Below are 15,897 nucleotides of genomic sequence, written 5' to 3'. Positions count from 1 at the left end.
TGCTCAACGACGGGCGATGAGCCCTTGGCGGGCAATGCGGGTCAGATGGCGGATGACCTCATCCGCATCGCTGGCGCTGGGGGCCTGGATCACCGCGAGGTCAAAACTGTTGCTGGCAAACCGCGCGAGGGAATCGCCATCTTCCACAAATTGGATCAGGAATGCCGAGGGTCGGCCCGTACGACGCGGCCAGCCATCCAGGTAACGCAACAGCGTCGGCTGGTGCTTGCCGCCAAGAAGGATTTTCGGATTGCGTTGCGTGAGGTCCGCGGTGATCGGGGCCAGGCGTATCAGGGGGCGTAGTGCATTCATCGTGTCGTGTCTCTGCCTCAAAAGTCTGCGGGCAGGTGAGAGGCAACACCGAACCAGCGCTTTAGCGGAATTTCGAAGCATGGAGCATGCTTCTGTCGGGACCGATAACGATCACCCATGGCGCCCCGCAATTAGCTGTTTAAATCGGCGCATGAGCGGCATCCTAGAGAAGCCGGTGGGGCGGTGTCAAGAATCCCGAGCAACGAAAAGGCCCGCGCATGGCGGGCCTGTTCAGGGTGTGGCAGAAGGATCAGTGGGCGATGGCGCGGTCAGCGGAGAGTTTGCCAGCACCTTCGAACAATACCGCGAGGGAGCCGCCGAGCAAGGCCAGGGCAAACTCATAACCGTTGTTGGCCATGAACAAACCGTTATGGATGTGCACCGAGAATATCGCCACCAGCGACAGAATGGTCAGGCCCAATGCCGCAGGGCGAGCCAGCAAGCCAATGATCAGCGCCAGGCCGGCGAAGAACTCGGTACCGCCCGACAGCAGCGCCATCAGGGTACCCGGCGCCAGGCCGATGCTTTCCATCCACTGGGCAGTACCCGTCAAGCCGTAGCCGCCAAACCAGCCGAAGAGCTTTTGCGAACCGTGGGCGGCAAAGATGATGCCGACAACGATGCGCAGAATGGTCAGGCCGTAGCCGGCGCGGGTGGACAGGATGCTTTTGATCAGTGGGCTCATGGTGATAATCCTTTTCAAAGTAGGGGTTGGTTGGCCGCTATATTAATCAGTTTAAGCAATGATAAAAGCCGAAAAAATGCCTGATTAATATCGATATAATCGATTACTTCCGTGAGGCGACTTTCGGCGCTGGCGGCTCCAGGGACTCGCGTTCCCGGTCGAACGCCAAGTAGTACTTATTGACGCTATTAACATAGCTGACGCCGCCCATCCCTACTTGCTCCATGGCAATGCGTTCAACCTGGAAGAACCACTGATTGGGGTTGAGCCCCCGGCGCTTGGCTTCGGTGCGCATACCCTGCACCCGTTCCGGACCCATGTTGTAAGCCGCCAGCACAAAGGCCATGCGCTCGCGTTCGTTAAGCTTGGGGCTGGCGAAAAACTTGCGGCGGATCATCGCCAGGTAACGCGCACCGGCCTGCACATTACTGTCGAGATTCTCGATATTGTTGACCCCTACTCGTTGCGCCGCCGAGGGCGTGATCTGCATCAGGCCGGTCGGCCCACCGCTGTTGCGTGCGCCGGGGTCCAGCGCCGATTCCTTGAAGGCCAGGGCGGCCAGGTTGAGCCAATCCATGCCCTGTTCGCGGGCATGCTTTTGCAAGACCGGACGCAGTTTCTCCAGGCGCTGGCGATCGACGCGGGCCAGTGGATTGCGCACTTGATAGAGGCGACGGTAGATGCGCTGGAACGCCACATCCTGGTCGGAAGGCGTTCGATAGGTCTTGAGGAATCGGTCAATGCTCGCCCGCAGCATCGACGCGTCCTGGCGCACAAACCAGTACTCGTCGCCCGGTTCGCTGATCGCCACTTGCTTGTCGAAGCGCAACTTGGGCAGGATTTTCGACCAGCGTTCGGCAATCGGTTTCTCGACAATAGTCAGGTGGAAAATACCCGCCTGGACCATCTCCAGCACGTCTTCCACGGCCAGGGTCGGGTCCACCCACTCCACTTTGATGGGGGGCTGTTTGTGCAGGGCCAGCTTCTGGTTGACCTGGCTGATGGCATCCGCCGCCGCACTCCCGGTGGTCAGCGCCAGGGTACGGCCCGACAGCTGCTCCAACTTGGTAAAACGTCGTTCGCCCTTCACCCCCACCAACCACAACGGTACATCGCTGGCAATCGGGTCGCTGGTGCTGATCTTGTGCACGGCCTTCACATCGAGCAGTTCACCCGGCGCCACCAGGTCGCCTTCGCCACGGGCCAACGCGCCGAGCAACTGGTCCTTGGCTTTGGGAATGATCTTGAGGTTGATTTCCTGGCCATCACGGGCATGACCATTAAGGTACTGCTCGAAGGCGCGCAGGCGATGGTATTCGACACCGATGGCCTGGCCTTGCACCTCACCGGAGCTGTTACGGCTCTGGTTGACCAGTACGCGCAGGGTACGGCTGGAGCGAATTTCTGCCAGATCGCGGACCTTGCCAGGCTTGGTCACTTCCAGCGGCCCGTCCAGACGCGCAACCGCCGCCATGGGCAGCAGCAACGTCAGGCACAACATAAGCAACGCCGAGGGTCGGATCATCCGCTCTCCGGAAAAGAATACTGGCCAACGCGCTCGCGAAAAACGAGGCGGTGGGTGTCAGAAACAGAGCGCTTTATGCGCTGGCAAGGCGCGCAACGGTGGCAGGGTGGAGGTCGTCTGGCCGACCACAATGTCACTTGCGACGTTCAAAGACAGCTATAACTCGTTGTAGTTCTTAGTTTTTCTTATAAATCTACAGCTCTGATATGCTTTCCGGCCGCAGGCGGAGATAGCACCATGCAACTCATTGATATCGGCGTCAACCTGACCAACCCCAGTTTCGACGAGAAGCACCAGGCCGTACTCGAGCGCGCCTACGCCGCCGGCGTGCAGCAATTGGTGCTCACCGGCACCAGTGTCGAGGGCAGCGAACAGGCCCTGGAGTTGTGCGCAAAACTGGATGAAAGCGGCCAGCGCCTGTTCAGCACCGCCGGCATCCACCCCCATTCCGCCAGCGACTGGAATAGCGACAGCACCCAGCGTTTGCGCGCTTTATTCAATGAAAGCCGCGTACGCGCAGTGGGTGAATGCGGGCTGGATTTCAACCGGGACTTTTCACCGCGCCCACAGCAGGAAAAAGTCCTGGAACAGCACCTGGCCCTGGCCGTCGAGCTGAAATTGCCGGTGTTTCTCCACGAACGCGACGCCAACCAGCGCCTGCTGGACATCCTCAAGGACTACCGCGACCACCTCACGGCCGCTGTGGTGCATTGCTTCACCGGCGAACAAGCGGCGCTGTTCAGCTACCTCGACCTCGACTTGCACATCGGCATTACCGGCTGGATCTGCGACGAACGCCGGGGGACTCACCTACATCCGCTCGTCAGGGAAATTCCCCGTGGTCGCCTGATGTTGGAAAGCGATGCGCCCTACCTGCTGCCGCGGACCCTGCGTCCCAAGCCAAAAAATGGCCGCAACGAGCCTGCGTATCTGCCGGAAGTGCTGCGCGAAGTCGCCCTGCATCGCAACGAGAGCCTGGAAGACCTGGCCCATCACAGCACCGCCTGCGCCCGTCGCTTTTTTGGCTTGCCCGACGTGGAGTGATGCGGTGCATTGACCCATGTCAAAACCGTTTTCCGGGATAGCGGCACAATAATGGCACCTTGCCAATGCTGTTTCCGCTATCAGAGAAAACCTTCCATGGGTGCCTGGCTTAGCAATATCTCGCTGAAGTACAAATTCTGGGCCGTCAACGCGGTCGCCTTCATTACCACCCTGCTGCTGGTGCTCTACGCCGTGCAGCTCGAACAACAGGCCCGCAGCGATGCCTCCCGGGCCTCGGCGCAGGCCCAGGCGCACCTGCTCGGCGCCTGGCCAGCCGGCGAAGCACTGCCCAAGGGCGAACACTGGCTGACATTCAAGCGCGGGCAAGTCCCACAACTGGCGGGTCAGGATCTGTCAGCCCTGGGCAGCACACTCGGCTGGGTCGAAATCGATCACATGCCATTGTTCGGCGAGAACCCGTTGATGGGGGCCGAAGTCAACGCGCGTCCAGACGGCCAATATGTCGCCGTGCTCGCCTATGCGCCCAGCCTGACCCAGGTATTCGGCGAGCGCTTCGCCAACTACGCGGTGGCGGTATTGATCCTGATGCTGGCGATGCTCGGCGCCTCGCAATTGCTGATTCGCTTCCTGCTCAGCCAACTCAATACCCTCAAGGACGTCATGCTGCACGTGGAAAAAACCGGCGACCTGTCAGCCCGCGTCCCCTTGGCGTGCAAGGATGAAGTCGGCCAGATGGCCAGCGCCTTCAACGCGATGCAAGCGGGCTACCAGCGCGTGGTCAACACCGTGGCACGCACCGCCAGGCAACTCGATGAAGGCGCGGCGCGGCTGGCCAGCAGCATGAACGAGGTGCAGCACGGCATGCTCGGCCAGCAGAGCGAAACCGACCAGGCGGCCACCGCCATCAACGAGATGACCGCCACCGTCTACCACATCGCCCAACACGCCGGCGCCACTCGGGATCTGTCCCAGACCGCCGACACCCTCGCCGGCAGCGGTCGGGAAGTGGTCAGCCGCGTCCAGCGCTCCATTGCCGGCCTGTCCACCGGTGTGCAACAAACGGCCGAGATGATCCAGAAACTCGCCGAGGACAGCCAGAAAATCAACGGCGTGGTCAGCGTGATCCACAGCATCGCCGAGCAGACCAACCTGCTTGCCCTCAACGCCGCCATCGAAGCCGCCCGCGCCGGAGAAATGGGCCGGGGGTTCGCCGTCGTCGCCGACGAAGTGCGCAACCTGGCCAAGCGCGTGCAAAGCTCCACTGACGAAATCACCCGCATGGTCTCGGCGCTGCAAGCCGGTACCCGCGACGCGGTGGACTTCATGCAGGAAAGCTCATTCAAGGCTGACGACTGCGTGCAGCAAGCCCAGGAAGCCGGCGCCGCACTTGCCGAAATCACTGGCGCCGTGGCGCAGATGCGCGAGAGCAACACCCAGATCGCCGTCGCCGCCGAACAGCAAAGCCACGTCGCCGAAGAAATGAACCGCGCGGTCGTGAGCATTCGCGATGTCACCGAGAACACCGTGCAACAGACCGTGGACTCCGCGACGACCAGCAATGAACTGGCAACGCTGGCCGGGGAACTGAGCAAGGCGATTGGGCAGTTGAAGCTGTAGGACTGTTCAACCTGTAATCCACCTCCTACAACAAAGCCTCGGTAAACCCGAGGTTTTGGCGAAGCTTCCTACCCATCCCAACGAATAAAGCCGACTTCTTTCCCCTACCAACCTCTCCAAAGTCTCTCGCCTGATCAATCAGCGCGAGGGACCGCCGATGCACCTCTCACTCAGTGCCCCACTCAAGGGGCCCGCCTCATGATGCCGGCTATCGCCAAGTTCGTCCTGTCGCCCATGAATGGCAACAAGCCGGACGTCGACAGCGTGTTTCACGACTTCCGACATTGCCTGAATACTTTTGACGAGTGGGCCGAGCACTTCTGGAGTGGTTCGGCACTGGAAGTGGAGCAGGTGTTCAAGGTCGGGGAAGAGGTTTCCCTCGTCGCTGCCGCATCGTCCAAAAAACCCAGTCGCGCGGTTGTCACCTGCAAGGCCCAGGGCTCGTTAACCCTGGTGCACATGTTCGAGAGCACGCGGTTTGTGCCCATTGGCAATACACCGGTGATGCTGCAGGCCATTGCTGTGGACGGCAGCCACATGGGCCCGCCCATCCATCGAACGATTGGCCCCAGCGGCATTCTTGAAATCAAAGACTGCCCCCGCGATCAACGTTATCAAATCACCTTCTACCCCAATGTCTCCAAGGATCATGTCAAGGCGCTATATGCGTCTTATCAGTCGGTCATCGTGGGGCTGGAAGTCGGCCTACGTGATGAGTGGAAGAAGACTTTCAAGCCGCAATGGAGCGACTTCGCCAACGCTACGCCGTTCGAGCGCAGCGCGATGCAAGGCCTGGCGCTTTCAAACGGGATTGCCAAGGCGCTCTACAACCTTTGGGACAACTTCACCCAACTGTACGAGCTGTTGGCGGATATCAACGCTAATAGCCAGAAGTTGTTGCATTACCTCTCGCAGGCCGAGCTCAACGAACTGCTGAAACTGGGCAAAGACACCATCGCCCAGGGTCTGCTTGTGCTCAGCGATGAGCCGCTGCTGTTTATCTATCTGTCGGCCATGGTCGCCTGGATACGCATGCTGCCGCCGCCGCAGATGTATGAATTGCTGGGCGAGCTTACCGGCGAGGTGCTGATCAACCTATTCCTAGTCTGGGCGACGCGGGGCATGGGGGTTCAGGTTCGCCTGGGTATGCAGGTGTTGGGGACCATCAAGTCTGGCCAGGCACGCAAATGGCTGGAGAGGCTGGCCGATCAACTGGTAGGGCCTCGGTTGGACGTGCATGTCGAAGCGGCCAAACCATTGTTGCTGGGGAGCGCGGGGACACCGATCAAAGTGATTCCGGATGCGCCGTTGAAGGCTGGGGATCAGTTGGTTTCCAACCCGGTGTCGGTGGTCCGGGACAAGGCCACGCAACGGACGGTGTTGGTGCGGCAAGAGTCTGTGGATGACGTGCCCGCTGTTGCGAAGAACCCGGCTGGGGATGCGGCCGCGCCTTCGAACAAGACCGCCACCAACGGCTGCCCGGTGTCGATGGTCACGGGCGAAGAACTGCTGACCCTCACCGATGGTGCGCTGGACGGCATTTTGCCGTTTGAGTGGACCCGGTTGTACCGCACCAGTGCGGTGGAAATGGATTGCGGATTGGGGTTTGGCTGGAGCCACTCGCTGGCCCATCGGCTGAGTGTTTCCGGTGATTCGGTGGTGTGGACCGATCATGAAAATCGCTCGACCACCCTGCCCTTGCCCACGGTTTCACGCCCTGCAATCACCAATAGCCTGGCTGAAGCGGCGATCTATCTCGGGTCGTTGCCCGATGAACTGGTGCTGGCTCAGGCGTCACGTTTCTACCACTTCCGCGACGGTGTGCTGACAGCGATCAGCGACGCGTATGACAACCGGCTGCGTATTGCCCGGGATTTTCTGGGGCGTATTGAGCGGCTGGATAACGGTGTGGGGCGCTCGCTGTTGTTGCGCTACGCGTCGGGCCGGATTGTGGCGGTGGACTACCAAATTCAACGCATCGTGGACGAGGGTCCGTATGTTTGGGTGACGGAACAGACGGTTGTTTCCTACGCCTATGACGACCTTGGGCGACTGATTTCAGCGACTAACGCTGTCGGTGAAAGCGAGGTTTATCGGTACGACGATCAGCACGTCATTCTTGAACGCGGCTTGGCCGGTGGGGCGAGTTTCTACTGGGAGTGGGAACGGGCTGGCAAGGCGGCCCGATGTGTCCGGCATTGGGCGAGCTTTTCGCAGATGGACACGCGGTATGCCTGGGACGACAACGGGCAGGTCACGGTGTTTAACGCCGATGGTAGCCAGGAAGTCTACGTGCATGACCAGCGCGCACGACTGGTGCAGCGGGTGGATCCGGACGGGGCCGAGCACTTCAAGTCCTACGATGCCAACGGGCGGCTGACGGTTGAGCAGGATCCACTGGGCGCGATCACGGCGTATCAGTACGACGAAGCCGGACGTTTGGTGGCGTTGTTTCCGGGGGACGATGAGCCGACGACCTACGAGCATGACAACGGGTTCGTACGGGTTGTAAGGCGGGGTCAGGCGGTTTGGAAGTATGAACGCAATGATCAAGGCGATGTAACGCGCAAGACCGATCCTGACGGTCATGTGACTGACTACAGCTACAACAAATACGGGCAGCTGGTTGGGGTTTGGTACCCGGATCATAGCTGTCAGCGACTGGTGTGGAATGAGCGTGGGCAGTTGCTTGAGGAGCAGTTGCCGGATGGTGGGATCAAGCGTTATCGCTATGACGATCTTGGGCGAAAAATCTCCCAAGAAGATGAGCACGGGGCGCTCACACAATTTGAGTGGAACGACGTTGGGCGATTAGTCCAAATCGTCTTGCCGAGCGGTGATACGCGTAAATATACCTACAACGCGTACGGAAAAATCACCTCCGAGCGCGATGAACTGGGGCACGTTACTCGTTACGAATATGCGGACGGCCTGCACCTGATCAGCCGACGTATCAATGCTGATGGCAGCCAGGTCAAATACCGTTACGACAATGTGCGGTTATTGCTGACCGAGATCGAAAATGAGGTGGGCGAAACCTACCGACTCCAGTACCACAGCAACGGCCTGATCCAGCAGGAAATCGGGTTTGATGGTCAGCGCACCACTTACGTTTACGACCTCAAGGGCAGCCTGCAAGAAAAGACCGAACACGGCGATGACGGCAGTCAGATCGTTACCCGCTACGAGCGCGACCATGCCGGTCGGCTCGTAAGAAAAACCCTGCCTGATGGCAATACCGTCGATTACACCTACGACCGCCAGGGCAATCTCCTAAGCGTCGAAGATGGCCACTGGGCCCTGGCCTACGAATACGACGCTCAAAACCGCCTCACCGCCGAACACCAAGGCTGGGGCACCCTGCGCTACGGCTACGACGCCTGCGGCCAACTGCAAAACCTACGCCTGCCGGACAATAACCGCCTCACGTTCAACCACACCAAAGGTGGCCATCTCGCCACCGTCGAACTGAACGGTGAAGTCCTTACTTCTCATCTATTCAAAGCCGGCCAGGAACACCAACGCCAACAAGGCCAACTGATCAGCCATTACCACTACGACGACCAGCAGCGCCTACACGCTCACGCCGTCACCCAGCAGGCTTACACCCTCTACCAACGCCACTACGACTACGACAAATCCAGCAACCTCACTCGCCTGCTCGACACCCGCAAGGGCGACCACCGCTACCACTACGACCCCCTAAGCCGCCTCACCCGCGCCGACCACACCCAAGACGAGCAAGAACGCTTCGGCCACGACCCCGCCGGCAACCTGCTCATGCAAAACCGCCCCGGCCCCGACATCGTCGCCGGCAACCGCCTGATGATCCAGGGCGACCACCACTACGACTACGACGCCTTCGGCAACCTCATCCGCGAACGACGCGGCAAAAGCCATCAACTCGTCACCGAATACCGTTACGACTGCCAGCATCGGCTGATCGGCGTTAAGACGCCCAACGGCCAAACCGCCAGCTACCGCTACGACCCATTTGGCCGCCGCATCAGCAAAACCGTTGATGACATAACGACCGAGTTCTTCTGGCAGGGCGACAAACTCATCGCCGAGCACCACGCGAACCGCCACCGCAGCTACCTCTACGAACCGGACAGCTTCCGCCCGCTGGCCTTATTGGAAGGCTTCGGCCCAAAGGAAACCAAGCCCTACCACTACCAACTCGACCACCTCGGCACCCCACAGGAACTCACCGCCCCGGATGGCGAAATCGTCTGGTCCGCGCATTACCGTGCCTACGGCGAAATCAGCCGTCTCGACATAGGAAAAATCGACAACCCGCTGCGCTTCCAGGGCCAGTATTTCGATCAAGAGAGCGGGCTGCATTACAACCGCCATCGCTACTACAATCCGGATGTTGGTCGCTACCTCACGCCAGACCCGGTGAAATTAGCGGGTGGGATCAACGCGTATCAGTACGTGCCCAACCCTACGGGGTGGATAGATCCTTTGGGGCTCAGCGCAAACTGCCCTGGATCGATAAAGAAAAATCCCTCTTGCTCTACTCCTAGTGAACCGGACATCCCGGAAGTTTCTCGTAAGGGGGCGTTCAGGCAAGCTAAAAGGGATGCCCACATACCGATGAATCAAGGTCCGGATGTGTCTATCCACCCGAAAACAGGACGAGTACAACAGTACAAGACAGAACTAATGACCGATAAAAGCAATAAGAAAATACTCAATGCCGCCGGCCAACCAATAGAGACTAGGGTATATCAGTTTACAAGAGAGGATGGCTCACAAGTACTTATTCAGGATCACTCGGCGGGGCACAAATTCGGCAGAGCAGATGGCGTTGGAGATCAAACAGCACACTTCAACTTACGACCAATTGAACAACCCCGAAACGGCAAACTAATCGATGCTGAATCACATTATTTCTTCAGGAGAAAAAAATGAAATACTGGAACGAACTCGATAAGAATATATTTTTTGAGATGATTTTCAGCCAGCCTGTTGAAATAGGCGAAATCACTCTAACCTCTCTACAGATAGATAATGACCGCCCGAGCCTAGGAGTTGGTTTCGACATATCTGAATTCCCAGATAGACTACCGAAAAAATGGGAGAACAAAGGCTACAACGTTTGTAGATTTGGCATTGACTGCTACGAGATTAGAGATCTAAAAATATTGAATATACCGACCCATAAAAAGCTTTCTGTAAAAATAACAAAAGAGCATAGCCACGTTCTATTCCAAGCTACCAACGATGATTCCTTAATCGAATTTAAAGCACAATCGATTTCACTTTGCGACCCAAATATTTACATCAAAGGAAACGATGATAATTTCTAGAATGCTGGCATCAACAACAAAAAAATACAGCCCCCGGAAAAATATGAAATATTGGAACGAGTTAGACGGAAGTATACTTCTCAGTAAAATCTTCAGCCATCCTATTGAAATTGGAAAAATAGCTCTTTTTTCATTAAGGGTAGAAAATGATCAACCTTGTATTGGAATAGGTTTTGACATACCCGAATTTCCAGATAATTTACCAGAAAAATGGAAAAACAAAGGATACAACATGTGCAGACTTGGAATAACTTTCAACGACATTGATAATCTGAAGATCCTTAACATTCCTGCGCATGAGTTATTCACAGTAAAAATCAATAAAAAACAGACTACTTCACTTTTAAAGCTACCAGCAAAAATACATCTATAGAATTCAACGCAAAATTCATTTCACTTAACGGGCCAAATGTTTACATTAACGATCCGAACGACTATTACTTCTAAACAACCCAAAAACAATATACCCCCCAAGGATACCCCTAGGCGGTGTTACCTAATGCATCATCTTGAAAAAGAGATAGACAGCTCATTCGAAACTTCAGATATCCACGCTAAAAAATAGAATCGTCCGAACTCGAAATTTTATTAACTCTCTGACTAAGAAGTTCTTCACGTCAGAAAGTAACGTACTCGATCCAGTCGAACTGAACGAAAAAGCGCAGAACACAACCCTAACTTTTGGCAGGAAATACAGCATCGGATTAGTCAAAAAAACCTGATTCTATTGGTATTCGACTCAGCATACCGGGCGTGGAAAATCCATGATGCACAAGACATTGCAGAGGCTCTGGGTGAAACGACCGGATACCCATTCTGGGTAACCGATCAGGACCTCACGTTTCTAATGCATATGGACGATCATGACTGCGTTATTTGGGCATGAGCGTGCCTTCCACAAATTGCCCTCTATGACCCCCATAGCCAGCCCCAATTCGCCCCTCCCCCCAACCCCACCTAAACTCTCTCCATGCTATTTCAACGGACAGAGGATTCACCATCATGGGCAAACGTCACCCCAATCTCCCCGCCTGGCAATGGCGCAACTACCCGCAGAACCATCAGCACCCGACCAACCTGGCGTTGCACCTGATTGCCGTGCCGCTGTTTATCATCGGGTTTCTGTTGATCGTGTCCGGGGTGTTCAGCCTGAACCTGGCCAGTTTTGCCGTGGGGGTGGTCGGTATATTGGCCGGCCTGGCGTTGCAGCGTCATGGCCATAGCCTGGAAGCCGAGGCCAGTGAGCCGTTCAGTGACCGTAAAGATGCGGTGCAGCGTCTGGTGGTCGAGCAGTTCGTGACTTTTCCGCGCTTTGTACTAAGCGGCGGCTGGTGGCGCGCCTGGCGGCAGCGCCACCGACATTGAGGTCAGGCGAACACCACTACGGTCTGGCGGCTGATGGCGATCAACTCGCCGGTCGGGCTCCAGAGGGCGGCAGCGGCATGGCCGTAGCCATCGCGGGCGTGTTCGATGTTGACGTAATACTGGCACCAGTCGAGGGTCGTCAGATCCTGCAAGGGCTGGATGAATTCAATGGTCCAGGTCAGGGTACTGCCGGGAGCCGGCTTTTTCAGGTGCGGCAGCAAGGCTGGGGGCCAGGCGTCAACCAGGGCGAGAATATGCGCCTCAGTCAGGGGTTCTTCTTTGACATCGCCGCGTAAACGAACCCAACCGCCCATGTCCCGGGATTTATTGCCAGTAAAGGGTAAGCCACCGACACTCCAGCGCATCGCCAAATGACGCATGAACTCGGGGGTAACGCCCTTGATATAGGGCAGTTCCTGGCACTCATCCCAATGTTTGAACCCCGGGGGCGCTTCGCTCTCGACAGCGATCTCTGACTCACGGGACGCGCCGAAACTGGCCTGCACCAGTGTCGCCACTTCACCGTTCTGTATCACACGGCCCAGCAGTTGGCTGACGGCTTTGCCTTCGCGCAACACTTCGACTTGATAACTGGCAGGAACGTCTGGCGCTACAGGGCCGACGAAGGTGATGGCCAGCGACCGTAGCGGACGATCGGCTGGTACCTGGGCGCGCAGGGCTTCGTATTGCAAAGCAGCCACAAGACCACCAAAGGTCGCGCGGCCCTGAGCCCATTCGGCAGGGATGGTGACATCCAGCGGGTTGCTGCGGGCGGCGTCGAGCAAATCACTAAAGCGCATGGTGGTCTCACATCAAAAGGAACAGATGATGGATCTTAACCATCGCGCCCGACAGGTACAGCGCCTATTCCGGCCAAATGCCGGACCGGCTCAGAAACAATCGGCGCTGAGTTTGTCCAGCACCCGATCCGCCTGGCCTTCAGCCTTGGCCATGGTTCGATGCCAGGTCGCGACACACGGCTGCAAATCCGGCTGGTGCTCAGCCTGGATCAGCCACTGCCAGCAGTCGTGCCAATCCCCCAGGGCGCCCTGGGCCTTTTTCAGGCGCGACATGGCGTTGCTGGGCAACTTATCCAATTCGGGGTAGGCCTCGGCGGCGTAGCGTACGCGCTTGATCAGCAACCGCAGGCGATGGCGATCGTGGTCCGGATCCTTCAGGGCCTCATCGAGTTTCTGCCACTGTTTGGCCAGGCGTTTTTCAATGCGCGGGCGCAGGCCTTTGAGCAGTTTCTGGTGTTCGGAAGCACGGATGAAACGCGGAAAGGCATCGAGGATTAACAGCAGATGCGCGAGTTCCGGGCTTTGCGCCACGTGGCGATAGGCATTGGGTTGCAGGCGCAGGCGCCGGTCGGCGGCTTCGTGATGGCCATGCTGGTGCAAATACGCCGCCAGCACCTCGCGGTCGCGTAGCGGCGTCGTCAGTTGGCCGGTGGTGCTGGCAGCCAACTCAAGCTGTTCAACCCCAGGCAGCCCGCGCAAAGGGCGCAACAGGCTGCGCAAGCGGCGCACAGTGGTGCGCAGGTCATGCAGGGCTTCATCGTCGGTGACGGCGGCGAGGCGAGCCTGGCAGCTCAGTAACCCTACTTCCAGGCCAATGACCTGAGCGACTAACTGATCGACCAAAGCTGACATCCTGCCCTCACTGTCTGATGAAAATTTCTACTCGCGACTCCAGGTCGCCCCTACAGGTCAACGCCCGGCACGCGACTCACGAATATAGAACCGCGCCTTCTCGGCCTTATTGGAACAGCCTTCAAACGCTTCAAATTGTTGCTGGGTTTTGGCTCCCGTCAACAGCGACAAGGCCTTGGAATAGCTCACGGTGCCAGCAAACCCTTCAGCCTTGGCCAGGTCCAGTTCTTTCCAGGCCGCGTCCAATTGGGTGCCGCAGCTGTCGCGGTATGCGGTTTTCCCGGCACAACCGGCCAGGGCCAACATGATCACAGGCACACACATCCAGGCTTTCATCGATGACACCTCAAAATAAAGAAAAAACAGTCGTACGCTGTAGACGTTGCCTACATGGAAAAGTGCCTGTCCTTAGCCTGAAATCGGTAGTACCTAGGGACCAGAGCATACCCGAGCAGCACCGCTACCCAGGAAAAATATTGCAGGCCGCCACGAAGATTGAAGCCGGCCCCTCATGGGTGCATTGTGGGCACCTGCCTTGGGGAGGACATGGTCCATGAAAAAACGTGTTGCCTTGGTGCTGGGCTCCGGCGGGGCCCGGGGCTACGCCCATATCGGGGTGATTGAGGAAATCGAACGGCGTGGCTACGACATCGCCTGTATCGCGGGTTGTTCCATGGGCGCCGTGGTCGGTGGGATCTACGCCGCCGGCAAGCTGGATGAATACCGGAACTGGATTGAGAGCCTCGACTACCTCGACGTGCTGCGCCTGGTCGACGTCAGTTTTCGCTTGGGTGCGATTCGCGGTGAGAAGGTCTTCGGCCAGATCCGCAAGATCGTCGGCGAGATCAATATCGAAGAACTGCGCATTCCCTACACCGCCGTCGCCACCGACCTCACTAACCAGCAGGAAATCTGGTTCCAGGAAGGCTGCCTGCACCAGGCCATGCGCGCCTCGGCGGCGATTCCCAGCCTCTTCACCCCGGTGATGCAAGGCAATCGCATGCTGGTGGACGGCGGCCTGCTCAACCCGCTGCCCATCGTGCCGGTGGTGTCGAGCCATTGCGACCTGATCATCGCGGTCAACCTCAACGCCACCAACCAGAAGCACTACCAGTTGCCCGTGATCCAACGCCCGCCCGCCTTCAAGAGTCGCTTCAACAACCTGGCGAAATCTCTCGGTTCGCACCTGCCATTTCGCCGTAAGCAGGCCGAACAGTTGATGAAGCTGGAGCAGGAGGCTTTGGAGGCGCAGGCCGCTGAGATAAACCCGTGGCTGGAGTCCGCCGAGCCGGAATCCCAACAACCTGCCGCCGCACCGGAAAAGCCCGGAGCACCGAAGTCGGCGACCGGGTCGTTCATCATCGATAACGTCGGCCCGGCGTCGCTGCTGGACCTTATCAACCAGAGCTTCGAGGTGATGCAGACGTCGCTGGCGCAGTACAAGATTGCCGGGTATCCGCCGGATGTGCTGATCAACGTGCCGAAGCGGGTGTGCCGTTTTTTCGAATTCTACAAAGCGCCGGAATTGATCGCCCTGGGGCGGGAGATTGCCAGTGATACGTTGAATCGGTATGAGAGTGAGCAGCGCTGAAATGCGTGGTGTCGCTGATGGCGCCATCGCAGGCAAGCCAGCTCCCACAGGGGAATGCATTCTGGATGTGGGAGCTGGCTTGCCTGCGATGACGCCAGAGCAAGCGCCGAAAATCTTATCCGCCCAACAACCGATAACCCACCCCCGCCTCGGTCACGATAAACCGCGGTTGGGTCGGGTCATCCGCCAGTTTCTGGCGCAGGTGCCCCACCACGATGCGCAGGTAGTGGCTGTCTTCGGTATGGGTTGGGCCCCAGATGTCCTTGAGCAGTTGCTGCTGGGTAATCACCCGCCCCGGATGCCGTGCCAGTTGCGCCAGCACCGCGTACTCCTTGCGGGTCAGCGCCACTTCAGCACCGTCGAGCAGCACCCGGCGATAGGCCAGGTCCACCGTCAGCGGGCCAAACCGCAGGGCGGCTTCCTGGGCTTCGCCCGCCGGCGCCTGGCGCAACAACGCGCGTACCCGGGCGAGAAATTCCTGGATGCCGAAGGGTTTGGTCACATAGTCATTGGCGCCGCCATCAAGGGCTTCAACTTTCTGCACTTCGCTGGCCCGTACCGACAGCACCAGCACCGGCACCGTCGACCATTCGCGGAACTCACGCAGTACTTGCTGGCCGTCCATGTCCGGCAAGCCAAGGTCGAGCACCAGCAAATCCGGCTTGCTCAGGGCGGCCTGGGCCAGGCCTTCGTTGCCGGTGCCGGCCTCAATCACTTTGTAACCTTGGGAGGCCAGGCTGATGCGCAGGAATTTGCGGATCTGGGGTTCGTCGTCAATGACCAAAATCGTCGAGGTCTGGCTCATGGTGTCCAATCAAAATCCGTGAAGA

Annotated in this window: 14 protein-coding genes; 7 read left to right on the top strand and 7 right to left on the bottom strand. The window is 58.0% G+C overall.

Features of this window, described 5'->3' with window-relative positions; all coding sequences use genetic code 11:
* Positions 1-3: 3 nt before the first annotated feature.
* From KUA23_RS08840 to KUA23_RS08830, 3 genes are all read right to left on the bottom strand, one after another.
* Complete coding sequence (locus KUA23_RS08840; protein WP_025859183.1) at positions 4-312, bottom strand: hypothetical protein; 309 nt, start codon at positions 310-312, stop codon at positions 4-6.
* A gap of 250 nt (positions 313-562) precedes the next feature.
* Positions 563-997: a DoxX family protein gene (locus KUA23_RS08835; protein ID WP_252993788.1), complete on the bottom strand. Its 435-nt coding sequence runs from the start codon at positions 995-997 to the stop codon at positions 563-565.
* A gap of 103 nt (positions 998-1,100) precedes the next feature.
* Positions 1,101-2,522, bottom strand: coding sequence for an MltF family protein (locus tag KUA23_RS08830; RefSeq protein WP_100491223.1), 1,422 nt, complete (start codon positions 2,520-2,522; stop codon positions 1,101-1,103).
* Positions 2,523-2,759: 237 nt separating this feature from the next.
* Between KUA23_RS08830 and KUA23_RS08825 the strand changes: the two genes are divergently transcribed.
* From KUA23_RS08825 to KUA23_RS08800, 6 genes are all read left to right on the top strand, one after another.
* A complete protein-coding gene (locus tag KUA23_RS08825; RefSeq protein ID WP_099492383.1) occupies positions 2,760-3,566 on the top strand; it encodes a TatD family hydrolase in 807 nt (268 codons plus the stop codon).
* A 96-nt stretch (positions 3,567-3,662) separates the two neighbouring features.
* Entirely contained in the window at positions 3,663-5,144 is a 1,482-nt protein-coding gene (locus KUA23_RS08820) for a methyl-accepting chemotaxis protein (protein ID WP_252993787.1), read from the top strand.
* 198 nt (positions 5,145-5,342) lie between these two features.
* The gene (locus KUA23_RS08815; RefSeq protein WP_252993786.1) at positions 5,343-10,061 is read left to right on the top strand and encodes an RHS repeat-associated core domain-containing protein; all 4,719 of its coding nucleotides are present in this window, start codon (positions 5,343-5,345) and stop codon (positions 10,059-10,061) included.
* Positions 10,058-10,459, top strand: coding sequence for an Imm50 family immunity protein (locus KUA23_RS08810; RefSeq protein ID WP_252993785.1), 402 nt, complete (start codon positions 10,058-10,060; stop codon positions 10,457-10,459). Before KUA23_RS08815 ends, KUA23_RS08810 begins: the two co-directional genes overlap by 4 nt.
* 1 nt (position 10,460) lies before the next feature.
* Positions 10,461-10,832 carry an Imm50 family immunity protein gene (locus tag KUA23_RS08805; protein ID WP_252993784.1) on the top strand — a complete coding sequence of 124 codons (372 nt, stop codon included), beginning with the start codon at positions 10,461-10,463 and terminating at the stop codon, positions 10,830-10,832.
* 629 nt (positions 10,833-11,461) lie between these two features.
* Positions 11,462-11,824 carry an Mpo1-like protein gene (locus tag KUA23_RS08800; protein ID WP_078047533.1) on the top strand — a complete coding sequence of 121 codons (363 nt, stop codon included), beginning with the start codon at positions 11,462-11,464 and terminating at the stop codon, positions 11,822-11,824.
* A gap of 2 nt (positions 11,825-11,826) precedes the next feature.
* On the opposite strand, the gene KUA23_RS08795 is transcribed toward KUA23_RS08800, so the two are convergent.
* The 3 genes from KUA23_RS08795 to KUA23_RS08785 all read right to left on the bottom strand — a co-directional run bounded on the left by KUA23_RS08795 (position 11,827) and on the right by KUA23_RS08785 (position 13,812).
* The gene (locus tag KUA23_RS08795) at positions 11,827-12,624 is read right to left on the bottom strand and encodes an acyl-CoA thioesterase (RefSeq protein WP_252993783.1); all 798 of its coding nucleotides are present in this window, start codon (positions 12,622-12,624) and stop codon (positions 11,827-11,829) included.
* A gap of 90 nt (positions 12,625-12,714) precedes the next feature.
* On the bottom strand, positions 12,715-13,476 hold the full coding sequence (locus KUA23_RS08790; RefSeq protein ID WP_078047531.1) for a CHAD domain-containing protein: 762 nt from the start codon (positions 13,474-13,476) through the stop codon (positions 12,715-12,717).
* Positions 13,477-13,533: 57 nt separating this feature from the next.
* Complete coding sequence (locus KUA23_RS08785; RefSeq protein ID WP_024074187.1) at positions 13,534-13,812, bottom strand: hypothetical protein; 279 nt, start codon at positions 13,810-13,812, stop codon at positions 13,534-13,536.
* A 217-nt stretch (positions 13,813-14,029) separates the two neighbouring features.
* Between KUA23_RS08785 and KUA23_RS08780 the strand changes: the two genes are divergently transcribed.
* Positions 14,030-15,067 (top strand): patatin-like phospholipase family protein, encoded by a 1,038-nt coding sequence (locus KUA23_RS08780; protein WP_252993782.1) that lies wholly within the window; start codon positions 14,030-14,032, stop codon positions 15,065-15,067.
* Between the two features lie 115 nt (positions 15,068-15,182).
* Here KUA23_RS08780 and KUA23_RS08775 read toward each other — a convergent pair whose 3' ends face one another.
* Positions 15,183-15,872: a response regulator gene (locus tag KUA23_RS08775; RefSeq protein WP_078047530.1), complete on the bottom strand. Its 690-nt coding sequence runs from the start codon at positions 15,870-15,872 to the stop codon at positions 15,183-15,185.
* Positions 15,873-15,897: the final 25 nt, after the last annotated feature.

It is taken from the genome of Pseudomonas pergaminensis, assembly GCF_024112395.2.
GTDB lineage: Bacteria > Pseudomonadota > Gammaproteobacteria > Pseudomonadales > Pseudomonadaceae > Aquipseudomonas > Aquipseudomonas pergaminensis.
The sequence above is the reverse complement of the archived record's forward strand: the minus strand, read 5'-3'. Positions and strand labels throughout refer to the sequence as shown.